This is a genomic window from Streptomyces sp. NPDC091280 (assembly GCF_044768565.1).
Lineage (GTDB): Bacteria > Actinomycetota > Actinomycetes > Streptomycetales > Streptomycetaceae > Streptomyces.
The window spans coordinates 242,909-266,460 of the sequence record NZ_JBIVUZ010000016.1; the positions used below are offsets into that span (position 1 = coordinate 242,909).

A 23,552-nucleotide genomic window follows, 5' to 3' on the forward strand; every position below is an offset into this window, starting at 1 on the left:
CCGCCCTCACCCGCCCGCCGCGGGCAGCGGTGGTTCACCCCGTTGACCCTGGACCTCGGCCCAGCCCCGCAGCTCGCTGCTGCCCACCTCCTCGATCGCGCGCTGGAGCGTGGCGCGGGCGTCCGCGTCCCGGTCGGCGGGCGGGAGCAGGAGGTAGCGGTCGATCGAGCGGCGCAGCCCCTCCCTCGCCTGGGCGGCCAGGACCCAGCGGGAGCCCGGACTGAAGAGCTGGCGCATACCGGTGAAGAAGACGGCGCCGCCCGCGATCAGGGCGGTCAGCCAGGCAGGAGCGTGCAGGCCCGCCGCCACGACCGTCGCGGACGTGGCGGCGAGCGCGCCGAGTTCCGTCGTGTAGTGCACCCGCCTCGCCCGGTCGCAGGCCCGCGCGTAGAACCCCAACTCCTGCCGGGCGAGGGCCAGCAGCGGATCCGGCTGCGAGGCCCACGCCTGGGCGACGGCCGTTCTTCGTCTCATCACCCCATCATCGGGCGATCACGGCCGCCGGGGAAAGCCGCACCGGGTCAGGAGCGGCCGAACCGCAGCGTCACCAGCTCGAACGGACGCAGCCGCAACGCCAGTCGGTCTCCGTCGCGGGTCACCTCACCGGCCTCGGTCAACGGCCGCTCCAGCAGGTCGACGGCCGTGACCGCGTCGAACGCGAAGCCCACCGTGAGGGTCGCCCGTGCCCGTCCCCCGTGGGCCTCGTGGAAGCGCACGACCACGTCGCCGCTCCCGTCGTCCGCCAGCTTCACCGCCGTGACCACGACCGCGTCCCGGTCCACGGCCACCAGCGGCGCGACCTCCTCTGCGCCCGTGATCCGCCGCTCCGGCAGGTTGATCCGCCAGCCTTCGCGTACGGCGTCGCCGATGGCCGCGCCCGGTACCAGGGCGTGCCGGAAGCGGTGGACGCCCTGGTCGGTCTCGGGGTCCGGGAAACGCGGGGCGCGCAGGAGGGAGACCCGGACCGTCGTGGTCGTACCGGCGTCGCCGTCCGTGCGGACCGTACGGGTCACATCGTGGCCGTACGTCGAGTCGTTGACGACGGCGACGCCCCAGCCGGGTTCCTCCAGGTGGACGAAGCGGTGGTTGCAGGCCTCGAACTTGGCCGCCTCCCATGAGGTGTTGGTGTGCGTGGGCCGGTGGAAGTGCCCGAACTGCGTCTCCGACGCGTACCGTTCGGCGTGCACGTCGAGCGGGAAGGCGAGCTTGAGGAACTTCTCCGTCTCGTGCCAGTCGACCTCGGTGTCGATGAGCAGCCGCCGCTCCCCGGGGGCGAGGGACAGCAGTTGGGTGACCCGGGACGCGCCGAAGGACCGTACGATCCGCACCGCGTTCCCCTCGGCGGCCACCTCCTGCGCGTCCGTCAGGTCCGTGACGGTGTTGCGGTAGAACTCGTCGACGTCCCACGCGTCCCACATGTTGGGGAAGTCCGGGTGGAGTTGGAGCAGGTTGGCGGCCCGGCCGGGGGCGATCGTCTCGCGGTCGGCCTCGATGTCGTAGGCGGAGACGACCAGTCCGCGGGCGTCGATCTCGACGCGGAGCAGACCGTTCTCCAGGACATGGCCGCCGCCGGCCCGGGGCACGAGGGCCGACTCGCCCTCGACCGCCGGGACGCGGGCCCCGCCCGCGAGCACGCCGGCGCGGGTGTGGGGCGCCGAGTTGAAGAGCAGTTCCCGCGTCCCCTCCCCCGCCAGCGCGCGCTGGGCCGCCTCGATGACGGCGTTCAGCTCGACGGCCAGCCCCTCGTACGTCCTGCGGGCCTCGCGGTGCACCCAGGCGATGGACGAGCCGGGCAGGATGTCGTGGAACTGGTGCAGCAGCACCGTCTTCCAGATCCGGTCCAAGTCCTCGTACGGGTAGGGGAATCCGGCCCGGACCGCCGCCGTCGCCGCCCACAGCTCGGCCTCGCGCAGCAGGTGTTCGCTGCGCCGGTTGCCCTGCTTGGTCCTGGCCTGGCTGGTGAGGGTGGCGCGGTGCAGTTCGAGGTACAACTCGCCGACCCAGACGGGCGGTTCGGGGTATTCGGCCTCGGCCTTCGTGAAGAACTCCTTCGGTGTCTCCCACACCACCCTCGCCGAGCCTTCGAGGTCGCGCAGGCGGGCCGCCTTGGCGACCATCTCGCGGGTGGTGCCGCCGCCTCCGTCGCCCCAGCCGGTGGGCGCGAGCGAGTGGCGGGCGACGCCCTTGTCCTTGAAGTTGCGTGCCGCGTGGGCGATCTCCCGGCCCTGCATGGAGCAGTTGTAGGTGTCGACGGGCGGGAAGTGGGTGAAGATCCGGGTGCCGTCGATGCCCTCCCAACGGAAGGTGTGGTGCGGGAACTTGTTCGTCTGCGACCAGGAGATCTTCTGGGTCAGCAGCCACTTGGAGCCGGCCGCCTTGATGATCTGCGGGAGTCCGGCGGCGAAGCCGAAGGTGTCGGGCAGCCAGGCCTCCTCGTTCTCGATGCCGAACTCGTCGAGGAAGAACCGCTTCCCGTGCACGAACTGACGGGCCATCGCCTCCGAGCCCGGCATGTTGGTGTCCGACTCCACCCACATGCCGCCGGCCGGTACGAACCGCCCGTCCGCCACCGCCTTCTTGACCCGCGCCCAGACCTCGGGCCGGTGCTCCTTAACCCAGGCCCACTGCTGGGCCTGGGACATGGCGAAGACGAAGTCGGGTTCGTCCTCCAGCAGCGCGGTCATGTTGGAGGTGGTCCGGGCGACCTTGCGGACCGTCTCGCGCAGCGGCCACAGCCACGCGGAGTCGATGTGCGCGTGCCCGATGGCGCTGATGCGGTGCGCGGACGGCACGGCGGGCGTCGAGAGCACGGCCGTCAGCTGTGAACGGGCTTGCTCCGCGGTGCCGTTGACGTCCTGGAGGTCCACCGCGTCCAGCGCCTTCTCGACGGCCCGCAGCAGGTCCCAGCGGCGCGCGGAGTCCACCGGGAGTTCGGCCATCAGCTCGCCGACCACCTCCAGGTCGAGCACGAGGTGCCAGACGTTCTCGTCGAGGACGGCGAGGTCCATGCGGGTGAGCGTGTACTGCGGCTCGCTGCCGGCGGTCGCCTTGTCGCCCAACTGTGTGGGCAGGAAGGGGTGGTAGTCGAGGATGACGGGGTTGGACGCGGCCTCGACATGCAGCCGCACCTCCTCGCCGCCCGCGACGGGCGCGCCGATCCGGACCCACTGGTTGCGCGGGTTGAGGCCCTTCACGGGGGTGCCGTCGGGCCGGTAGACGAGGCCTTCGCACTGGAAGCCGGGCATGTTCTCGTCGAAGCCGAGGTCGAGCAGCGCCTCGACGGTCCGCCCGGCCCACTCCTGGGGGACGGTGCCGGTGACGCGGAACCAGCTGGTCCCCCAGGGAGCACCCCACCGGGCGCCCACCTCGATCGGTTCCGGTGTGGCCGCCAGCCCCTCCGCCACGGGCACCGGCTCGTCGGGCGCGTGCCAGACGGCCACCTCCAGCGGTACCGACTCTGGATGGACGGCGGGACGGATGCGCTCTTCGAGAACACGCTTGAGGCGGGCTTCGACCAGGCTGCGGTCGTCATGCATGTGGGGTGCTCCGTGGCTCGATTGCGGGTGGGACTACGGGTGTTACCAGGTGTACGTGACGGTCACGGGGGCCGACGCGGTGTAGAGCTCCCCGGTCGCGCGGAGTTCGAACCGCGCCTGCTGCTCGCCCTGTTCGGCGGCCAGCCCCGCGACGTGGAAGGCCCGCTGGCAGGTGCCGCCGAGGAAGCGGCGGGTGCCGTCCGGCAGCAGGCGGTGGAGCGTGTAGTGGCGTACGGCGCCGGGCGCGGCCTCCCAGGCGAAGCGCAGGTCGCCTCCGGTGGCCGCGCTGATGCGGAAGTCGGAGGGCGTGCCCGGCGTCGGCGACACGTCCGCGTCGCGCACGGCGAGTGCGCCGAGCCGCCAGCCGACCGGGCCCTGCGTCGCGGTGAGCCGCACGCCGATGGCGTGCAGTGTGCCGGAGAGCCCGGTGAGCGGCACGGTCACCGTCTGCCAGCCGCTGTCCGGGGCCGTCACCGGAAGATACGTGTACGGCGGCGCCGATCCCGCGGTGCCCGGTTCGGCGGTGGCGACGGCGAGTTCGACGGCGGCGGCGCCGCTGTCGGTGCGGAAGGTCAGGTCGGCCACGGTGCCGTCGGTGAGCGGCAGTCGGGTGGCGTAGAGGTCCAGGGTCGTCGGCCGGTCCAGTGCGCCGGTGACCAGGACGCTGCTGCCGCCGTGCCAGGCGTCCGCGAAGTCGAAGGCCACGGTGGGCCGTTGGCCCGTCGTGCGCACGGCCCAGCGGCGGGAGGGCAGCCGGTCCTGGAGTCCGAGGTGGTTCCACTGCGTGTCCGAGGTGACCGTGCCGTCCTCGTACCAGCGCAGTCCGTGCCCGGTGTTGAAGGCGCTGGCGAACGGGAGTGCGCCGCCGACCGTGGAGCGGTCGGCGACCGACACCGCCGGTGCCCGCCAGGGGTCGGTGGTGTCCGGCTGCGACGGGTCGAGGGAACGCCCGGTCCAGAAGCGGTCGTCGGCCGCGTGGAAGTCGCCGGGGGTGCGGGTCGCGGGGAGGTGGTTGCGGGTCCATTCGGGGCGGTAGAAGCCGATGGAGGTGATGTGCGCCTTGGTGGTCGGCACCATCGCGTCCCAACTCACCGACGTGCCGGACCCGTTGGACTCGACGTCGACGCCCGCCCACAGCTCGTAGCGGCTGCGGCCCAGTCCGTCGGCCTTCGTCCCGGAGGCCGCCAGGGTGGCGGTGCTCCACCGGAAGTCGACGAACATGTCGTCCGCGGCCTGGAAGAACGCCTGGTTCGAGGTGTTCAGCGCGCCCTGCCAGCTGACCGTCCCGTTCACGGTCATCGCGTCGTACCAGGTGACCCGCTGTCCCCGGGCGGCGGCCAGGGACTTCAACTCGCCGACGAAGCCCAGCATGTCGGTGCCGAGCGCGGTGTTCCCACCGCCGGTCTCGGCGTTGACGAACCAGCCGTCGAAGCCGTACGCGGCGGCCACCGCGACGAGTTGGGCGGCGAGCGGGTAGTGCCCGGCGGCGTCCTTCTGGACCAGGTCGCGGGTCCACTGGAGCTGTCCGCCGTAGGCGACCGGCGGCAGGAAGATGTTGCCGAGGACGGGTACGCCGTGCCGGTGGGCGGCGTCCACGATCGGCGCGTTGGGAGCCAGGATGAGGCCCTCGCCCGAAGAGCCGCCCCAGAAGACGAGTTCGTCGAGGTAGGACCAGTGGGTGAGGGCGTAGTAGTCGGCGGTGGCCGCGCCCTGGGAGGGGTTGCTCGACGTCGGCCCGAAGGAGACCAGGGACTGGACGCGGGCCTGGCCGGAGCGGGCGGTGCTGTTCGCGGGGGTCGGGGTGAAGCGCGCGGCCAGCGGGACGGCGGCGGTGTTGAAGGCCAGGTCCGTGTCCGAGGCGGCGGTCCAGGTCTTCAGGCTGCGCCAGGTGATGCCGGTGCCCGGGGTGCCGGAGGGCAGGGAGTCCGGGTACCAGTAGGTGGCGTAGGGCGGGGTCGCGGTGGCGGCGGCCCGACCCTCCGCGTGGGCGGGCAGGGGCAGTTGGGGCAGCAGGGCCGCCGCGCCGGCGGTCAGCAGGACGGTGCGTCTGGTCGGGTTCACGAGCTGGTGCCTCCTTGTGGGGTGGGGAGTACCTGGTCGGGAGTGACGACTTCGGTGATGCCGCGCGCGGCGAGGTGGTCCTTGTCGTCCGCGCGTACGTCGAGAACGGTCGCCGGTCGGGCGCCGTCGGCGACGAGTCGGAAGTAGGCGTCGAAGACCGGCCCGCCGGGACCGCAGAGCGAGCGGACCGAGGGATCGGCGGGCACGACGAGCGCGGTGCTGCGGACGGCGGGCGTGTACGTGGGTTCGCGGGCCGCCTCGGCCAGCACCAGCGCGATGTCCTTGGGCCGCCGGTCGTTGGTCAACAGGCCCAGCCCGTATTCGAGTTCGGGGAAGTCCGCGAGGTCGCGGGACACGTCGTGGGAGCACCACCAGGTGATGCCCCAGAGGTCGGGGCAGTCAAGGGCGGCGGCGACGGTCGCGGAGGCGAAGTCGGCCGCGTGCTCGGCGGGGACCAGCGGCTGGGGCGCGCCGACCTCCTGGAGCCAGACGGGCCGGTGCGGTTCGTCGGCCCAGGCCTTGCTCAGTTCGACGAGATACGCGGCGTGGTGTTCGCTGGGCACCGAGGTACGGCCGTGGCGTTGGGCGGTGCCGTTGAAGACCCAGGAGTGCACGGCCGTCATCGCGCCCCGGCGGGCGGCCTGGGCCGGGGTGAAGGGCATGTCGTCCTGGTACCAGGTCGCGTCGTACTCGGCGTGCAGATGCGGCTTGCCGGGCGCGCCCTGCGCGCAGGCGGCGAGCATCCGCTCCAGCCAGGCGTCGATCTGCGCCTCGGTCGCCCGGTCGGGGTCCGGATGCGGGTCCGCCGAGAACTGGTTGATCTCGTTGCCGAGGGTCATGCCGAGGAAGTTCGGCCGGTCGGCGAGGGCGGCGGCGAGGGTGCGCAGATAGGCGGCCTGGCCGTCGAGGACGTCCGGGTCGGTGAAGAGGTTGCGGCGGTGCCAGGTGCGGGTCCAGGCCGGCAGGTAGTCGAAACTGCTCAAGTGCCCTTGCAGACCGTCGACGTTGACGTCGAGGCCGCGCTCACCGGCCGCGTCGACCAGCTGGACGAGCTGTTCCACGGCCTTGGGGCGGATCAGGGTGCGGTTGGGCTGGAAGTACGGCCACAGCGGGAAGACCCGGACGTGGTCGAGGCCCAGCTCGGCGATCGAGTCGAGGTCGGCGCGCACGGAGTCGGGGTCGAAGTCGAGCCAGTGGTGGAACCACCCTTGGCTGGGGGTGTAGTTGACGCCGAAGCGCACGGCAGCAGACATCGGGATCCTGGTTCTGTAGTGCGTGGCCGGATGCGAGGAGAGGTCAGCCTTTCACCGCGCCCTCGCCCACTCCTCGGAAGAAGTACCGCTGGAGGCAGGCGAAGAGGGCGATCAGCGGGGCCACGGCGATCACCGTGCCGGCCGCCACCAGGCGTTCGTCGTTGGCGAAGGTGCCGTGCAGGTAGTTGAGGCCGATGGTGAGCGTGAACCGGGACGGGTCGCTGAGCACGATGAGCGGCCACAGGAAGTCGTCCCAGGCGCCCATGAAGGCGAAGATCGCGACGACCGCGATCGTGCCCTTCACGGACGGCAGCGCGATCCGCAGGAACCGCTGCCAGACGTTGGCGCCGTCGACGTAGGCCGCCTCCTCGATCTCGTAGGGCAGGTTGAGGAAGGCGTTGCGCATCAGCAGGACGTTCATCGCGCCGATGCAGCCGGGGAGGACCACCCCGATCAGGGTGTTGTTCAGGCCCAGCTCCCGCATGGTGGTGAACTGGGCGATGATGATGCCCTCCACCGGCACGAGCATCGCGAGGATGAAGACCAGGGTGGCCACGCGGCGGCCCCGGTAGCGCAGCCGGGCCAGCGCGTAGCCCGCGAGGGCCGAGCCGACGCAGTTGGTGACGACGTTGGCGGCGGCGACCTTCAGCGAGTTGAGGGCGTAGTCCCAGACGGGGATGGTGTCGGCGACCCGTTGGTAGTTGTGCAGCGTGGGGTGTTCGGGGAGGAAGGTCGGCGGTGAGCTGTAGATGTCCTCGGTCGGGCCCTTGAGCGAGGTGGAGAGCTGCCACAGGAAGGGGCCGACCGTGATGGCGAGGACGGCCAGCAACAGCGTGTAGCGCAGGGCGAGTTCCCAGCCGCGGATGCGGCGGCCGTGCTCGTCGGTGACGCGGGATTCGCGAACTGCCGCCTTCTGGACGGGTCTTGTGCGTTCGATGACGCTCAAGCGTCCTCCTTCCGGTCGGCCCGCAGCACGAGCAGCATCAGTGCGACGGTGACGACGAAGACGACGACCGAAAGCGCGGAGGCGTAGCCGACCCGTCCGGTCAGGCCGGTGCCGGTGCGCTGGACGAGCATCACGAGGGTGGTGTCCTCGCCGGCCGGGCCACCGCTGGGGCCCGCCATCAGATAGACCTCGGAGAACACCTTGAAGGCGGCCACCGAGGACAGCGCCCCGACGAGGACCATGGTGGAGCGGACGGCGGGCACGGTGACCGTGAAGAAGCGGCGGACCGCGCCCGCGCCGTCGACCGAGGCGGCCTCGTGCAGTTCGCGCGGCACGTTGGCGAGCGCGGCCAGGTAAATGATCATGTAGTAGCCGAGGCCCTTCCAGACCGTGACGGCCATGGCGCTCAGCAACAGCAGCCACTGGTCGCTCAGGAAACCGACCCGGCCGACGCCGATCGCCTCCAACAGCGAGTTGACCAGGCCGCGTTCGTCCAGCAGCCAGACCCAGATCAGCCCGACCACGACGATCGACGCGACGACCGGCGTGTAGAAGGCGGACCGGAAGAAGGTGATGCCGGGGATGTTCTTCTGCACCAACAGGGCCAGCAGCAACGGGAGTACGACGAGCGCGGGCACCACCCCGAGGATGTACAGGGTGCTGTTGCGCAGGCCGGTCCAGAACATGTCGTCGTGCCACAGCTCGCGGAAGTTGGCGAAGCCCACGAAGCGGCCCGGGAGCAGGGTGCGCCGGTCCGTGAAGGCGTTGGCGAGCGTGGAACCGAACGGATAGAGGATGAAGACGCCGGTGATCAGCAGCCCGGGGGCGGCGAACAGCCAGGGGCTGGTGGGCAGTTGGCGCCGCACCCGGGAGACGGTGGAGAGGGCCATCGCGGACTACCCCTGCTGCTGGAGCAGCGTGTCGCACTGCTTGACAGCGTTGTCAAGAGCCGCCTTGGGGCTCTCCTTGCCCTGCAAGGCCTTGGCCACCTCGTTGCGCAGCGCGGTCTTCATCTGCTCGCTGAACAGCACCGGCGTGTAGTTCACCGCGTTCTTCAGGGACTTGGCGGCGGCGATCCGCACCCGGGTCTCGTCGGTGCCGTCCTCCTTGGTGAAGTACGGGTCGTCGAGGGAGCCCGCGGTGCTCGGGAAGATGGCGACCTGCTTCGCGAACGACATCTGCTGCCGGGCGTCGGTGACGTAGTGCGCGAAGGCCACGGCGGCGGGGGTGTGCTTGGTCTTGGAGTTGACCATCACGCCCATGACGTACATGTTGACGTGCCCGGTGCTGGTGATCTGGTCGGTGATGCCGATGTTCTTGTACAGGCTGGGCGCCTGCTTCTTGAAGTTGTCGAGGTCCAGGGCGCTGCCGGGGTTCATGGCGACGGCCCCGGTGAGGAACTTCTTGCCGGACGACTCGGGGGTGGCGGTGAGCGCCTGCGGGTCGAGGGCCTTCGCGTCGTACAACTCCTTGTACTTGGTGAGGAGTTCGACGCCCTTCGCGTCGTTGAAGGCGAAGGCGGTGCCGGCCTTGTTCATGAGCTGGACGCCGTAGCGGCCGAAGTCCTCGACGGTGGGGACGTTGGCGAGGGTGGCGACCTTGCCGTCGGTCTTCTTCGCCAACTGGAGTGCCTGGGCGAAGAGTTCGTCGTAGGTCTTCGGTGGCTGGTCGGCGTCGAGTCCGGCCTGCCTGAAGAGGGACTTGTTGTAGAAGAGCGGTCCGGTGTTGAGGTACCAGGGGAAGGCGTAGGTGCCGGTCATGCCCGGTATCTGGTGGCTGGCCCAGGCTCCGGACAGGTACTCGCTCCGGTACTTCGCGGCCGCCTTGTCGAGGTCCGTCGCGAGGCCCGCCTTGGCGAGCGGGGCGACCAGGTCCGGGGAGACGTTGACGACGTCGGGCAGGGTGCCGGCGGCGGCGTCGGCGCTGATCTTGTCGGCGTAGCCCTCGGCGGGCTGGTCGATCCACTTCACATGGGTGCCGGGGTACTGCTTCTCGAAGCCGGAGATCACGCCCTCGAAGTAGGACTTGAAGTTGGCGCGGAGGTTCCAGGTCTGGAAGGTGATGTCGCCCTCGACCTTGCCCGAGGCGTCGGTCGATCCGCCGTCGTCCCCTCCGGAGCCGCAGGCGCTCAGCGGCATGAGGACTACGGCGGCGGCAGCGGCGGCGAAGGCTCTGCGGGAGATGCGCACGGCGAGTGGGCTCCTTTGCAGTGGGGTTGGCAAATGATGCCGGGGCAGACCTTGCACGCTGTCCACGGGGCGCGTCAATGGATTCCGCTCAGCTAAATTCATTAGTTGGCCTGATCCGGCCAACATCGCAGCTCAGCGACGTGCGTCCGCATTCTTGCGGTGGATCACTAATGCGCTTTAGGGTGTGCTGGCTCAAGCGCATTAGTGCGCGGCATCGAAGGAATGGGGAGTGGGCTTGTCAGGCAAGCGGTCGCCCGCGCGTCGGCCGACGATGAAGGACATCGCGCAGCGCGCCGGGGTGTCCGAGAGCGCGGTCTCCTTCGCGCTCAACGGCCGGCCCGGCGTCTCGGAGATCACCCGTGACCGGGTGCGCCGGGTCGCGGAGCAGCTCGGCTGGCGGCCGAGCACGGCCGCGCGGGCGCTGTCCGGGGAGGGCGCGGCGACGGTCGGTTTCGTGCTGGCCCGGCCCGCGGACACCCTCGGCGTCGACTCGTTCTTCCTCCAACTCGTCTCGGGCATCCAGGAGATACTGGCCGAGCGCCATCTCGGGCTGCTCTTCCAGATGGCCCAGGACGTGGACGACGAGTGCGCGGTGTACCGGCGCTGGTGGGCCGAACACCGGGTGGACGGCGTCCTGGTGGCCGATCCGCGCACCGCCGATCCACGGCCCGACCTCCTCGACGAACTGGGCCTGCCCGCCGTGGTGATAGGCGGCGCGCCGGACGAACGGCATCCCGGACTGTCGACGGTGTGGGCCGACGACGCGGGCGCGATGGCGTCCGTGGTCGACGAGTTGTACGCGCGCGGCCACCGCCGTGTCGCGCACATCGCCGGTCTGCCCGGTCTCGCGCACACCGAGCGCCGGATCCGCGCCCTGCGCGCCGAGGCCGCGCGGCGCGGGCTGTCCGAGGTGCGCTCGGTGACCACCGACTACTCGGACGCGGCGGGCGCCGCCGTCACCCGCCGGGTGCTCGAAGTGGCCGCTCCCCCGACGGCGTTGATCTACGACAACGACGTGATGGCCGTCGCCGGGGTGGCCGCCGCGACCGAACTCGGCTTCTCCGTACCGGCGGACGTGTCGGTGGTCGCGTGGGAGGACTCGGCGCTGTGCCGCATGGTCCGGCCGTGGCTGTCGGCGCTGTCCCGGGACAGTGTGGAGTTCGGCCGCACGGCGGCCCGGGAGTTGACCGCGCTGCTGGACGGCGGACCGGCGCGCACGGTGCGGGTACCGGTGCCGCGGCTGATCGAACGGGACAGCACGGGCCCGGCCCGGGTGTGAAAGTGCTGTGTCTCCCGTTTCGAGCCCGAATCGCCGGACACCGCCGGGTACTTCGTGTGAGGCTTTGCCCATGACTTCCGAAGACCCGCTGGCCGACCGGCTCCAGCTCGACCGGCCGCACTCCGCCCGTGTGTGGAACTTCCTCCTGGGCGGCAAGGACAACTACGCCGCCGACCGCGAAGCCGGCGAAATGATCGTCAAGATGTTCCCGGACATCGCGCTCCTCGCCCGGCTCCAACGAGGCTTCCTGGTAAGGGCGGTGCACTATCTCGCCGCCGAGGCGGGCATCCGCCAGTTCCTCGACGTCGGAACCGGCCTGCCGACCGTCGACAACACGCACGAGGTCGCGCAGCGCATCGCGCCCGAGAGCCGGATCGTCTACGTCGACAACGATCCGCTGGTCCTCGTGCACGCCCAGGCGCTCCTCACGAGCACCCCTGAGGGTGCCTGCGCCTACGTCGAGGCCGATGTGCGCGACCCCGAGACGATCCTCGAAGCGGCGGCCAGGACGCTGGACTTCAGCAAGCCGATCGCCCTGACGATGCTGGGCATCCTGGGCCAGATCCCGGACTCCGACGAGCCCGAGGCCGTCGTGGCCCGCTTCCTGGAGGCACTGCCCCCGGGCAGCTATCTCGCGCTGACCGACGGCACCGACACCAACCAGGCGCTCAACCAGGCGATCTCGGTGTACAACGACAACTCGGCCAGCTCGTACTACCTGCGCAGCCCCGAGCGGGTGACGGCCTTCTTCGAGGGTCTCGAACCCGTCGAGCCCGGCATCGTCCCGATCTCGCAGTGGCGACCGGAGCCGGTCGACGTGGGGCAGGGTCCGTCGGACGTGGACACGATCTGCGGTATCGGCCGCAAGGTCTGAGCGCCAACACCGAAGCGGGGCACCGGCGTCGAGCCGGTGCCCCGCTTCTCGCGTTCGTCCTCCCGGGCGCGTTCGCGCTCCTCGCCGCGTCCGGCGTCAGAGCCGGAACAGCGCCCAGACCGTCTTCCCGCCGCCCGCCCGCGGGTTCCAGCCCCAGGAGTCGCTGAGCGCGGAGACCACCTGGAGGCCGCGCCCGGACTCCGCGAACTCGTCGGGGTGCCCCTCCACGGGTACGCGGTCGCTGTCGTCGGTGACCGCGCACACCGCGTACGGCAGCCGGTCCCACACCGCGAGCCACAGTGAAGGCTGGGGTGCCACCAGGGAGTTGGGGGCCCGGCCGTAGCGCAGCGCGTTGCTCACCAGTTCCGAGACGGTGACCGCCATGTCGTCGACGACTTCGTCCCCGGCCCGCTCGGCGAGCGCCGCGCGGGTGAAGTCCCGTGCCACATGGGCCGATTGAGGCATCGGCGGCACGACCAGGACGGAGCACAGAGCAGGGTCGCCCCCGTCCCCGGCGGACGGGACCAGGGTCACGGTCTGCCCCGGTGCGGGTCGACCCACTTCGTCGACGGCCCGGCACAGCCACTCCCAAGTGCCCTCGATCCGCAGGGAGTCGAGCGGCCGTACGACTTGCTCTGCGGACATCGCGACCCCTGAGACCCCAAGAGAACAACTGCGCGCACTACACCTGTCCGGAACATGGTCCTCCGAGTGCCCCCGCGAACGCAAGTGCATCGGCAATTACCGCTGCAATTGCAGATGATCTTGCGAGCGATGCCCCCGAGGGCTATCGTCCTCCACATCACCAATGGGTGCAATTGAAGCTGCAATTGCATTCGATCTTCCGGGGGAGCGATGAGGCCTCAGACCAAGCACGCGAACGGCATGTCGGCGACCCTGCTGAGCGGCGCGGAGTGGCGCAAGAGCCACCACAGCAACCCCGAGGGCAACTGCGTCGAGCTGGCCGCGCTCTCCGACGGCCACATCGCCGTACGCAACTCGCGCCACCCCGAAGGTCCGGCGCTCGTCTACACCAGCGCCGAGATCTCCGCGTTCGTCCGCGGTGTGAAGGACGGCGACTTCGACGGCCTACTCCCCGGCCGCTGAAGTCAGGCAGACCCGCGGATGGCCGGAAGGCGCCGGACACAGGCCGGCACCTTCCGGCTCCTTCACTCCCCGCAGTTATCCGGAACCTCGGTGCTACGATCCTGTTTTGGGTCCCGAGAACGCGCGGACGGGATCGGCGCGACCGCCGAGGGGATGAACATGAGTGCAGCTCAACCGGAACACGCCCCCTCGGGCACGGACATACTGAGCCTCCAGCGCGGTGGCCCGACCGTCCAGCGCATCATGCTGGGCACCCGGCTGCGCCGACTGCGCGAGTCCCTCAACATCACCCGGGACACGGCCGCTTCGGCCATCCGCGCCTCGGACGCCAAGCTCTGCCGGATGGAACTGGGCCGCGTCGGCTTCAAAGAGCGCGATGTCGCCGACCTGTTGACGCTGTACGGCCTGCACGAGCCGGACGCCCGCCAGGAGTTCCTGGACTCGGCCCGCCGCGCCAACGAACCCGGCTGGTGGCGCGCCTACGGCGACTCCTTCCCGGCCTGGTTCGAACAGCACCTGGGGCTGGAGGAGGCCACCTCCCTCATCCGCACCTACGAAGTCCAGTTCATCCCGGGCCTGTTGCAGACCGCCGGGTACGCCGAGTCCGTCATCCGGCTCGGCCGCCCCACCGACAGCCCGGACTCCATCCAGCGCCGCGTCGAACTCCGCATGACCCGCCAGGAGTTGCTGACCAGGCCCGGAGCGCCGAGGCTGTGGGTCGTGGTGGACGAGGCGGCACTGCGCAGGCCGCTCGGCGGGGCCGACGTGATGCGCGACCAGCTCCAACACCTCGTCGCGACCGCCGCCCTGCCGAACGTCACGCTCCAGGTGCTGCCCTTCCACGTGGGCGGCCATGCCGCGGCCGGCGGTCCGATCACCGTGCTGCGCTTCCCGGTCCCGGACCTGCCGGACGTCGTCTATCTCGAACAGCTCACCTCCGCCCTGTACTTGGACAAGGCGGAGGAGGTCGACCACTATCTCGCCGTGATGGACCGGCTGAGCCTGGTGGCGCTGCCCGGCCCCGAGTCGGTGGCCTTCCTGGAGAAGCTGCTCAAGGACATGTGAGGCCGGGTCGGGGCCCGCTCAGACCTGCGACTTGTACAGCCCGAACTCCGCGATCCACGCGGTGTCCCGGGCCGCCGTCACCCGGACCCGCCAGCGCCGGGCGCTCACGGGCGCGGACAGCAGCAGGATGCGACTGGCGCCGACCGTCCCGGCCCGGGACACCTCGGTCCAGGTCCCGCCGACGTACGCCTCCACGACGAAGGCCTCGACCTGCTGGCCGTGGCGGCCGACGTCCTCCGCCAACCGGACCCGGTCCACCGCGCGTTCCGTCCCGAGGTCGTGGGTGACCCGGCCCGGTGCGGTGACCGTCCGGGCTCCGCGCGCCAGGTCCTCGGGCAGTTCCCGGTCCACGCGCTCACGGAACTCGCGCAGCCGCGCCACGTCCGGGTCGGCCAGCAGACCGTCGGTGTCCGGCGGCACATTGAGCAGCAGGACCGCGTTGCGGCCCACCGACCCGAAGTAGATGTCGATCAATTCGTCGACGCTCTTGGGGAGTTGGCCCGGGTGGTAGAACCAGCCGTCGTGGATGGACACATCGCACTCGGCCGGCCACCACTGGAGGTAGTCGGTGTTCGGCAGGGCCGCCACGAGCGCGCTGCGGCTGCCCTCGTCGGGGGTGTCGTAGGACAGCGCCCAGTCCGTGCGGCCGTACTGCTCCTCCTTGACCGGGAGGACGCTCCACTCGTCCTCCCGCGCGATGCCGCCCTCGTTGCCGACCCACCGCACATCCGGTCCGGTCACGGCGATCGCCGCGTCCGGGGCGAGTGATCTGACCAGCGTGTACCAGCTGTCCCAGTCGTAGTCCTCGACGTGGCCCGGCGGGATGCGGCCCTGGGCGCCGTCGAACCACACCTCGTCGATCGGGCCGTACTCGGTCAGCACTTCGTAGAGGGTGTTGAGCATATGGGCGCCGTAGTCGGTGGCGTCCAGCGTGTAGAAGGCGTCCGGTGTGCGGTCGTCGCCGTCGACGAGTGTGGGGATCGTCCGGCCGGCGCGGGCGCTGCCGTTGGCGTAGACGCCATGGAGGTACTGGTTCTCGTCGGCGGGCGAGAGGTAGACGCCGGCCTTGAGTCCGTACCGTCGCATGGAGTCGGCGAAGGAGCGCAGTACGTCGCCCCGGCCCGCACGCCAACTGCTGTGCGCCACCGTGTGGTCGGTGTAGCGGGAGGGGTAGAGGACGAAGCCGTCGTGGTGCTTGACGGTGAGGATGGCGAGCTTGAAACCGCCGTCGCGCAGGGCGCGGGCCCACTGGTCGGTGTCGAGGCCGGTCGGCTGGAAGACGTTCGGGTCCTCGTCCCCGGTCCCCCACTCCAGACCGGTGAAGGTGTTCACGCCGAAGTGCAGGAACGCCGTCCGCTCCAGGTCCTGCCAGGCCACCTGCCGTGCGGTGGGCCGGACTTGGGAGGCCTTGCGGACCAGGTCGGCCTCGGTGTCGGCCGGACCGACGGGGATGCGGGAGCGGGACTCGGACGGCAGCGGGGGCGTCGCCAGGGCCCGGGTCGTGGCGGTGCCGGTCGCCGCGAGCGCGGTGGCCGAGAGGACGAAGAGTCGTCTGGAGAGGGCCATGGGGGTGGGACTCCTCTGGTCAGGGGGCGGTCAAGTGCCAGACTGCGGGCCGGTGTTGGTCCGGCGGGTACTGGACGAGGCGGCCGTCGTCGGCCACGCTCAGCGCCATCTGCGTGATGGCGTTCACGAGCCGGTAGCCGCTCGGTGCGGGCGCCAACTCCCAGCGCTGCATGGTGTTCGCGGTGTCGCAGGGCTGCGGGACGGCGGCGGTTCCCGGCTGGAGCGGCACGTTGAGGGTGAGCTTGCCGCCCTGTATCTCCAGGCAGCCGTCGGCGGTCCGCAGCGTCGCGTAACCGTCCGCCGTGCGCTGCACGGTGGCCTCGACGGAGGCACCGGCGGTGCGGAAGGTGTACGTGCCGTCCGGCACCGGTACCCGGGTCAGATCCTGCCTGCCGGGTGCGTGACCGACCGCCGTGCCGCGCGCGGTGAACTGCGCGTAGGTGGCGTCGGGGTGCGGGTCGCCCCAGGTCGCCTGGGCGAGGTGGCGCAGCGCGGGCTCGGTGTCGGCGGCGACCTCGTTCTCGGTCTCGCCGCGCCCGTTGTCGGGCCAGAGGCTGATCTTCGCCCCGGTGATGCCGGTGCTGGAGGTGAGCCGCTCGCCCTCGAAGCTGCGCGGGTCCCAACTCTGGTCGTACAGCGACTCGGTGTCGCTGTGGAAGCCGCCGCGCACCAGGTAGAGGGAGTAGGCCGCGTTCATCAACGAGTAGCCCTGGGCGATGAGTCGGCTCGGCTTCTCCTGCACGTCGAGCCAGTGCTCGACCGTGGTGCCCGGCGCCACCGGCACGGTGTTGGCGCCGGTGAGGCCGTCGTTCCAGATGCGCAGCTGCTTGCCCTTGCTCGCGGCGTAGGCCTGCACCCGGTTGATGAAGTCGATGTAGGCGTCCTGCGGGGTGGCGTTCGCGCCGTACTTCTCCCGGGCGTAGCGCAGCATCTGCGGGTACTTGGAGTAGTCGGAGCCGAGCATGTACTCGTCGGCGCCCATGTGCCAGGCCGGGGCGGTGAAGACCTGCGCGTACTCGTCCATCAGGCTGGTGTAGTAGTCGAAGGCCGCCTGCTGGGTGACGTCGAGGCGGGCGGGCTGCTTGTTGCCGTCGCTGTCGGTGAGCTGGAGGTCGGGGCGGTTCTCTATCCACGGGTCCATGTGGCCCGGGGAGTTGATCTCGGGAATGATCTCGACGTGGTACGTGTCGCCGAGGGCCACGAGACGGCGCAGCTCGTCCTTGGTGTAGTAGCCCCAGGTGTTCGCCTCGGGGTGCGCGTCGCTCTTCACCTTGATTTCCAGGAGCAGTTGGTTGAGCTTGTGGTACGCCATCTCGCGCACCAGGTTCTCCAGCCAGGGCAGGGAGATGTGGATGTAGCAGGCGCAGACGCCGACTCCGCGTTCCTTGTAGCGCGGTACGTCGACCGTGCGTCCGGCCGGGATGCGGTCCCCCTGGGCGAGCAGCTGGAGGAGGGTGCGGGTGCCGTAGAAGGCCCCGGTCTCGGTGGCGGCGGTGAGCGAGAGCCGTGCGCCCGCCCGGAGTTCATAGCCCTCCGCGCCCAACGAGCGCTGCTGCGGACGGACTTGGATCACGATGTCGCCGGGCCGGACAGAGCCCCCGGGTACGACGGGCACGGTGCCGTGTCCCGCCGCCGCCAGGTCGTCGGCGAGGGTGTCGGCGACCCTGCGCTCACTCGCGCCGTCGGCCACCAGCCGGGTCCCGGCGCCGAAGTCGTAACTCCCGGGCGCGGGGGTCCAGTTGGTGAGCGCGGGTACGGTCAGCGGGGCCGCCTGCTGCGCCTGCCGGGCCGCGACGGCCTGAGCCGCGTCGGCCGGTGCCGCGACCGCGGGTGTCACGGGCGCCGTGAGCAGCGCGAGCACCGCCGCGAAGCCGATCAGCCGGAAACGTCTCTTGCCACGCACAGCCATGCCACTCCACCGGTCGCGATTGATCGGACGACTGATGATTGGACTGCGTTCAGAGGCTGTCAACGGGCGGCGGAAGCAGCCAAGTTGAGCCATTGATCGGATGACCAGCAGGTCAGTGGGCATCCGCCCGGTACCGGCCCGTGAAAAGTCCAAGAAGAGGGGCGCGAATGTCCAAGGCCGGTCACCTCTCGACGCGGGGCCCCGGCCGAGGCACAGTTCTCCCTACGTACTCGCGAGTAGATTGAAGGAGCGCGCCCGTGACCAGCTGGATCGGCCGTACCGCCGCCGAGATCTCCGCCGCCGTACGCGAGAAGCGGGCCACACCCCGTGAGGTGGTGGCCGAGCATCTCGCCCGGATCGAGCGGCTGGACGGGCGCGTCGGCGCGTTCCGGGTGGTGCGGGCCGAGGCCGCGCTCGCCGAGGCCGACGCGGTCGGCGCGCGGGCCGACCTGGCCGAACTGCCGCTCGCGGGGGTGCCGGTGGCCGTGAAGGACAACCTCCCCGTGACCGGCGAGTCCACCCGGGTGGGTTCGGCCGCGACGCCGGACACCCCCGCCGAGCAGGACCACCTCACCGTGGCCCGGCTGCGCGCGGCGGGCGCGGTGGTCGTGGGGCTGACGAACGTGCCCGAGCTGTGTGTCTTCGGCACCACCGAGGGCGTCCACGGCACGGCCCGCAACCCGTGGGACACCACCCGCACCGCCGGGGGCTCCTCGGGCGGCAGCGCGGCGGCGGTCGCGGCGGGCATGGTGCCGATCGCGCTCGGCAACGACGGCATGGGCTCGCTGCGCATCCCGGCGGCGAACTGCGGCCTGGTCACGATCAAGCCGGGCTTCGGGGTGGTGCCCGCCGGGATCGGCGACGGCGACTGGTTCGGAATGTCCGAGAACGGTCCCCTGGCGACGACCGTCGAGGACGCCCGGCTGATGTTTTCGGTCATCGCGGACACCGAGGTCGTACGCCCCGAGGAGCCCACCGCCCGCAAGATCGCCGTCTCCGTGCGCAGCCCGCTCGCCGGAGTGGCCGTGAGCAAGCCGTATACGACCGCGGTCCGGGAGGCGGCCGGGCTGCTGGCCGGGGCGGGCCACGCGCTGCACCGCGCGGATCCGCCGTATCCCCTCTCCCTGAGCACCACCTCGCTCGCCCACTGGACGGCGGGCACCTCGGTGGACGCGGCGGGGCTCGACCCGCGGCGGCTGGCCCGGCGGACCCGGGTGCACGCGGCGATCGGGCGGCGGTTCGTGAAGAGCGTCCGCACCGGGAGCAGCCGGGAGCGGCTGCGGGAGCGGCTGACGCCGTTCTTCGCCGAGCACGACATCCTGCTGACGGCGGCGCTGGCCCGCCGCTCCCCCAAGGCCGGGCCGTGGCACGAGCGGGGCTGGCTGCGGAATGTGCTGGCCAACACCAACTACTCGCCGATGACTCCCCCGTGGAACCTCACCGGCTGGCCCGCGATGTCGGTCCCGTTCGGCACCCTGCCCTCGGGCGCGCCCTGCGCCGTCCAGCTGGTGGGGCGGCCGGGCTCTGAGGCGGCGCTGCTGGAGCTGGCCGAGCAGCTGGAGAAGCTGCGTCCGTGGACGCGCACCGCACCGCTCGACTGAGGAGCCTAAAGAGCCCGGTGCATGATGTGCAGGCCCACGCGGCCGTCCCGGGGGTGGTCGAAGGCGTCCGGCACCGTGCCCAGGATCGTGAAGCCGAGGGAGAGCCAGAGCTTGACGGCGGGGTTGGTCTCGACGACCGCGTTGAAGACCATGCCCCGGAAGCCCTGCTCGCGGGCGGCGGTGAGGATGTGTTCGGCGAGGGCGCGGCCGATGCCCCGGCCGCCGTGGTCGGGGTCGACCATGAAGCCGGCGTTGGCGATGCGGTCGGCGGGGCCGCCGTAGTTCGGGGTGACGAAGGCGGAGCCGACGATCGTTCCCGTCGTCTCGTCCTCTGCGACGTACACGCGCTTGGGCGGGGACGTCCACAGGGCCCGGGCCGCCTCTTCGGAGGTGTCCCGGGCCCAGGTGTAGGTGTCGCCCGCGGCGACGATCCGGTGCCAGAAAGGCCAGATCCGCGGCCAGTCGTCGGCCGCGGCTTCTCTGATCAGCATGGGCGCGATTTTCGCACGCCCATGCCGTCGGCGATCGCGATGGGGTCTCCGGCGGGGTCAGTCCACGCTGGGCAGGATGTGGGGCTCGGCGAGGTCGTCCTCGTAGCCCGCGAGACGGATGGGGGCCGAGCGGGCCCACACGGCCAGGCTGCCGAGCTCGTCGGACCGGTGGCCCGAACGCTCCGTGCGTTCCTTGGGGCGTTGCTCGCGATTCGTCTTCTCCGGTGTCACCGCGCACTCCTTATGTGTCGGGTCACCCTCGGGGCGTACCGGCCGGTCTCCGGTCCGGTACCTGAGGCCCGCTCGGGTGTGGGTTGAAGGCAGTTCGGACGCGGTGGCGCCGGTTACTCGTGGAAGAGCAGGCCGTGGTGAACGGCCGGCCCCGGGACGGACCATGGGTGTGGGTGGGACCCCTTGTCGCTGTCCGTCCGCCTCAGGTTAACCAAATGAGCGGCCCGGCGCTCGATGGGGCTGAAAACATGGGGTAACTATTGCAAGTCTCCCCGTGTTCTTCGGCCATGATCTGAACCGTTTTGCTCCATCATGCGCGGTTTGACGGTCACCCGCTCGGCCTACATCTCCGTACACAGGACCGAGAACATGACCTACGTCACTGAAGGCGTCGCGCAGTTCAGGTCCCGTTGGCCGGTCCGCAAGCTCGCCATGATCTCGTGGCCTGCGCACAGGCTGTCTCGCGGGAGGACTGACGCATGGAGTTGCGCAGCGTCGAGGAGCTGATGGATCTGCTGTACGCCTGCCGGGGCGCCTGGGACACCCCCGACAGAAGCGGTGATCCGGTCGATCTGCACGACCACGCGTTGCAGACGGCCGCGCTGCTGCGCCGAAGTCGCCCCGCCGACAAGGAACTCCAGATCGCCGGCCTGGTCCACGACATCGGGCATCTCCTGCGGCCGGGCGACGACGCCGGGCACGCCGACCACGCGGCGGACGCGGTCCACGCCCTGCTCGGCGTCCGGGTCGCCCGGCTGGTCGCGCTGCACGTGCCCGCGAAGCGCTATCTGGCCACCGCCGCGCCGGACCACGACCTCTCCGCGCGCAGCACACTCACGCTCCGGGCCCAGGGCGGTCCGATGTCCCGCGCCGAGGCCGCCGCCTTCGAGCGCGACCCGCTCGCCGACGACGCGATCACCCTGCGCCAGGCCGACGACGCGGCCAAGGTCGTCGGCCTCGACGCCGGGGTCCTGGAGGACTGGCGCACGGTCCTGGGCATCGTCGCCGCCCGCAACTCCCGACTGCCCAACTCCCGCCTGGGGGCTGTCGACTGACGGTCCGTCATGAGATCGTACGGCGATGACGTCGTCGTCGTACGGTCTGCGGGGCCGGGCCGTCCTGGTCACCGGGGGCACTCGCGGGATCGGTCGCGCGGTCGCCGAGGCGTTCGCCGGGGCCGGGGCGCTGGTGTGCGTGAGTGCGCGGGACGCCGGTGAAGTGGCGCTCGTCGCGGAGGAGTTGGGCGGGGTCGGACTGGCCGGCGATGTCGGCGACCCCGAACACCCGCGGGCCCTGACCGAGTTCGCGCTGCGCGCGTTCGGCCGGATCGACGTGGTCGTCAACAACGCGGCGACGAACCAGCCGTACGGCCCGCTGATGGAGGCCGATCCGGACGCCTGGCGGACGGCGTTCGCCGTGAACGTGGAGGCGCCGCTGCGGTTGGTGCAGTGCGCGTGGCGGGCGTGGCTGCGGGAGCACGGGGGCGCGGTGGTGAACGTGTGCACGGAGGGCGCCGGGCATGTCGGGCCGAACGTGGGCGCGTACTCCACCAGCAAGGCGGCCCTGCTCCACCTCACGCGGCAGCTCGCCGGTGAACTGGCCCCGGGGGTGCGGGTCAACTCCGTCTCCCCCGGTCTCGTCCGCACCGACCTGGCCCGCTTCGTGTGGGAACACGGCGAGGAGGCGGTCGCCGCCGGGCTGCCGCTCGGCCGGATCGGCGAACCGGCCGACATCGCACGCGCCGTGCTGTGGCTGGCCTCCGACCAGGCCGAGTGGATCACCGGGGCGGACCTGCTGGTGGACGGCGGCACCCGCGTGCGGGCGGCCTACGCGTCGGGCGGATACGCGGTCCACGACCGGCTGAGGTCGTCCGCGCCGCCCGCCCCCTCAGCGGGTCACCACTTGCCCGGCGCGTAGTCCTTCAGGAACACGCCGTACAGGTCCTCGCCCTGTTCGCCGCGCACGATCGGGTCGTAGACCCGGGCCGCGCCGTCGACCAGGTCGAGCGGTGCGTGGAAGCCCTCCTCGGCGAGGCGGAGCTTGTCGTAGTGGGGGCGTTCGTCGGTGATCCAGCCGGTGTCGACGGAGGTCATGAGGATGCCCTCGGACTGGAACATCTCCTGGCCGCTGGTGCGGGTCACCATGTTCATCGCGGCCTTCGCCGCGTTGGTGTTGGGGTGGCCGGCACCCTTGTAGCCGCGGCCGAAGACGCCCTCCATTGCGGAGACGTTGACGATGTACGACCGCCCGCTGGTCGCCGTCCTGGCGGCGCTCGCCATGGCCGGGCGGAGCTTGCTGATGAGGATGAACGGCGCGGTGTAGTTGCAGAGTTGGGTCTCCAGCAGCTCCACCGGGGAGATCTGCTCGATGGTCTGCACCCAGGTGTTGGTGTCGACCACGTCGGGCACCAGGCCGCCCGCGTCGATCGCGGTGCCGTCCAGGTGCCGGGCGACACTGGCGTTGCCCGCGACCAGGGCCAGGTCGGCGACCTGCTGGGCGTCGAGGCCGCTGGTGCCCACGGGCAGCGCGGCGAGGCCGTCGACCGCGCCGGAGCCGAACGCGCCGATCACGTGGTGGGCGGGGAGTTCACCGGCGGGCAGCGGCGCGCTCTCGCCGTCGATCAGTGCCGCGTAGGCGGACGGCAGGCGCCGTACCGTCTGGGTCGCGTTGTTGATCAGGATGTCGAGCGGGCCCTCCTGCGCCATCCGGTCGGCGAGCGCGACGGCCTGGGCCGGGTCGCGCAGGTCGATGCCGACGACCTCCAGGCGGTGCAGCCAGTCCGCGGAGTCGTCCATGGCCTTGAAGCGGCGGATGGCGTCCTTGGGGAAACGCGTGGTGATCGTGGTGTGGGCGCCGTCGCGCAGCAGCCGCAGCGCGATGTACATGCCGATCTTGGCGCGGCCACCGGTGAGCAGCGCGCGCTTGCCGGTGAGGTCGGCGCGGGCGTCGCGCTTCTCGCGGTTGAGGCGGGCGCAGTCGGGACAGAGCTGGTGGTAGAAGTAGTCGACCTCCACGTACCGGGTCTTGCAGGTGTAGCAGGAGCGCGGGCGCTGGAGTATCCCGGCGATCCGGCCCTCCTCGGTCACCGACGACGGGAGCAGGCCCTCGGTCTCGTCGTCGATGCGCTGGGCGGAGCCGGTCGCGGTGGACTCGGTGACGGCCTTGTCGTGCGCGGTCTTCGCGGCCCGGCGCTCCTGGCGGCGGCGCTGCTTGACGCTGCGGTAGATGCCGGCGGTGGCCCGGCGCACGGTGATCGCGTCGGGGTGGTCGACGTCGATCTTCTCCAGTTCGTCGAGCACGCTGAGGCAGACGGCCAGCCGCTCGGGGTCGATGCCGGGCCCGTACACGACCTCGTCCGGGGTCGTGGAGCCGTTCTCTGTCACCGTCATCGCGCTGCCGTTTCCTTGGGTGGTCCGCGGCGGCGCTCAGAGCGCGCCGGCCGTC

The 23,552-nt window shown here is 71.1% G+C and carries 20 protein-coding genes; 7 read left to right on the forward strand and 13 right to left on the reverse strand.

Annotated features, from left to right (window positions below):
- Positions 1 to 6: 6 nt before the first annotated feature.
- Genes ACIQPR_RS40415 through ACIQPR_RS40445 form a run of 7 tightly spaced genes read right to left on the reverse strand, consistent with a single transcriptional unit; the run spans position 7 to position 9,985 of the window.
- Complete coding sequence (locus tag ACIQPR_RS40415) at positions 7 to 474, reverse strand: DUF4231 domain-containing protein (protein WP_403659567.1); 468 nt, start codon at positions 472 to 474, stop codon at positions 7 to 9.
- Positions 475 to 521: 47 nt separating this feature from the next.
- Positions 522 to 3,536, reverse strand: a complete 3,015-nt coding sequence (locus ACIQPR_RS40420) for an alpha-mannosidase (protein ID WP_403659570.1) — start codon at positions 3,534 to 3,536, stop codon at positions 522 to 524.
- A gap of 42 nt (positions 3,537 to 3,578) precedes the next feature.
- A complete protein-coding gene (locus tag ACIQPR_RS40425; RefSeq protein WP_403659573.1) occupies positions 3,579 to 5,597 on the reverse strand; it encodes an endo-beta-N-acetylglucosaminidase in 2,019 nt (672 codons plus the stop codon).
- Positions 5,594 to 6,850 carry a glycosyl hydrolase gene (locus ACIQPR_RS40430; RefSeq protein ID WP_403659576.1) on the reverse strand — a complete coding sequence of 419 codons (1,257 nt, stop codon included), beginning with the start codon at positions 6,848 to 6,850 and terminating at the stop codon, positions 5,594 to 5,596. The genes ACIQPR_RS40425 and ACIQPR_RS40430 overlap by 4 nt, the downstream gene beginning before the upstream one ends.
- Before the next feature lie 43 nt (positions 6,851 to 6,893).
- Positions 6,894 to 7,796 carry a carbohydrate ABC transporter permease gene (locus ACIQPR_RS40435; RefSeq protein WP_403659579.1) on the reverse strand — a complete coding sequence of 301 codons (903 nt, stop codon included), beginning with the start codon at positions 7,794 to 7,796 and terminating at the stop codon, positions 6,894 to 6,896.
- Positions 7,793 to 8,686 (reverse strand): carbohydrate ABC transporter permease, encoded by an 894-nt coding sequence (locus tag ACIQPR_RS40440; RefSeq protein WP_403659582.1) that lies wholly within the window; start codon positions 8,684 to 8,686, stop codon positions 7,793 to 7,795. The genes ACIQPR_RS40435 and ACIQPR_RS40440 overlap by 4 nt, the downstream gene beginning before the upstream one ends.
- A gap of 6 nt (positions 8,687 to 8,692) precedes the next feature.
- Entirely contained in the window at positions 8,693 to 9,985 is a 1,293-nt protein-coding gene (locus ACIQPR_RS40445; RefSeq protein WP_403659585.1) for an ABC transporter substrate-binding protein, read from the reverse strand.
- A 271-nt stretch (positions 9,986 to 10,256) separates the two neighbouring features.
- Here ACIQPR_RS40445 and ACIQPR_RS40450 point away from each other — a divergent pair, with 271 nt between their 5' ends.
- Positions 10,257 to 11,264, forward strand: coding sequence for a LacI family DNA-binding transcriptional regulator (locus tag ACIQPR_RS40450; protein ID WP_403659681.1), 1,008 nt, complete (start codon positions 10,257 to 10,259; stop codon positions 11,262 to 11,264).
- Positions 11,265 to 11,334: 70 nt separating this feature from the next.
- On the forward strand, positions 11,335 to 12,138 hold the full coding sequence (locus ACIQPR_RS40455) for an SAM-dependent methyltransferase (protein ID WP_403659588.1): 804 nt from the start codon (positions 11,335 to 11,337) through the stop codon (positions 12,136 to 12,138).
- A 96-nt stretch (positions 12,139 to 12,234) separates the two neighbouring features.
- On the opposite strand, the gene ACIQPR_RS40460 is transcribed toward ACIQPR_RS40455, so the two are convergent.
- On the reverse strand, positions 12,235 to 12,783 hold the full coding sequence (locus ACIQPR_RS40460; RefSeq protein WP_403659591.1) for an ATP-binding protein: 549 nt from the start codon (positions 12,781 to 12,783) through the stop codon (positions 12,235 to 12,237).
- A 210-nt stretch (positions 12,784 to 12,993) separates the two neighbouring features.
- Between ACIQPR_RS40460 and ACIQPR_RS40465 the strand changes: the two genes are divergently transcribed.
- A complete protein-coding gene (locus tag ACIQPR_RS40465) occupies positions 12,994 to 13,245 on the forward strand; it encodes a DUF397 domain-containing protein (protein WP_403659594.1) in 252 nt (83 codons plus the stop codon).
- A gap of 159 nt (positions 13,246 to 13,404) precedes the next feature.
- Entirely contained in the window at positions 13,405 to 14,310 is a 906-nt protein-coding gene (locus ACIQPR_RS40470) for a helix-turn-helix domain-containing protein (protein WP_403659597.1), read from the forward strand.
- 18 nt (positions 14,311 to 14,328) lie between these two features.
- On the opposite strand, the gene ACIQPR_RS40475 is transcribed toward ACIQPR_RS40470, so the two are convergent.
- Both ACIQPR_RS40475 and ACIQPR_RS40480 read right to left on the reverse strand, forming a co-directional pair.
- Positions 14,329 to 15,876, reverse strand: a complete 1,548-nt coding sequence (locus tag ACIQPR_RS40475) for an alpha-L-fucosidase (protein ID WP_403659599.1) — start codon at positions 15,874 to 15,876, stop codon at positions 14,329 to 14,331.
- A gap of 19 nt (positions 15,877 to 15,895) precedes the next feature.
- A complete protein-coding gene (locus ACIQPR_RS40480) occupies positions 15,896 to 17,785 on the reverse strand; it encodes a family 20 glycosylhydrolase (RefSeq protein ID WP_403659601.1) in 1,890 nt (629 codons plus the stop codon).
- A gap of 257 nt (positions 17,786 to 18,042) precedes the next feature.
- Between ACIQPR_RS40480 and ACIQPR_RS40485 the strand changes: the two genes are divergently transcribed.
- Positions 18,043 to 19,386: an amidase gene (locus tag ACIQPR_RS40485; protein WP_403659603.1), complete on the forward strand. Its 1,344-nt coding sequence runs from the start codon at positions 18,043 to 18,045 to the stop codon at positions 19,384 to 19,386.
- Positions 19,387 to 19,391: 5 nt separating this feature from the next.
- On the opposite strand, the gene ACIQPR_RS40490 is transcribed toward ACIQPR_RS40485, so the two are convergent.
- On the reverse strand, positions 19,392 to 19,877 hold the full coding sequence (locus ACIQPR_RS40490) for a GNAT family N-acetyltransferase (RefSeq protein WP_403659606.1): 486 nt from the start codon (positions 19,875 to 19,877) through the stop codon (positions 19,392 to 19,394).
- Between the two features lie 57 nt (positions 19,878 to 19,934).
- Positions 19,935 to 20,108 (reverse strand): hypothetical protein, encoded by a 174-nt coding sequence (locus ACIQPR_RS40495; RefSeq protein WP_403659609.1) that lies wholly within the window; start codon positions 20,106 to 20,108, stop codon positions 19,935 to 19,937.
- A gap of 479 nt (positions 20,109 to 20,587) precedes the next feature.
- Between ACIQPR_RS40495 and ACIQPR_RS40500 the strand changes: the two genes are divergently transcribed.
- Together ACIQPR_RS40500 and ACIQPR_RS40505 are read left to right on the forward strand one after the other, a co-directional pair.
- On the forward strand, positions 20,588 to 21,163 hold the full coding sequence (locus ACIQPR_RS40500) for a metal-dependent phosphohydrolase (RefSeq protein WP_403659612.1): 576 nt from the start codon (positions 20,588 to 20,590) through the stop codon (positions 21,161 to 21,163).
- Between the two features lie 25 nt (positions 21,164 to 21,188).
- Complete coding sequence (locus tag ACIQPR_RS40505; protein WP_403659615.1) at positions 21,189 to 22,025, forward strand: SDR family oxidoreductase; 837 nt, start codon at positions 21,189 to 21,191, stop codon at positions 22,023 to 22,025.
- Here the strand turns inward: ACIQPR_RS40505 and ACIQPR_RS40510 are convergent.
- Positions 22,004 to 23,497 carry an SDR family NAD(P)-dependent oxidoreductase gene (locus ACIQPR_RS40510; RefSeq protein ID WP_403659618.1) on the reverse strand — a complete coding sequence of 498 codons (1,494 nt, stop codon included), beginning with the start codon at positions 23,495 to 23,497 and terminating at the stop codon, positions 22,004 to 22,006. The two genes, ACIQPR_RS40505 and ACIQPR_RS40510, sit on opposite strands and share 22 nt — an antisense overlap.
- Positions 23,498 to 23,552 lie beyond the last annotated feature (55 nt).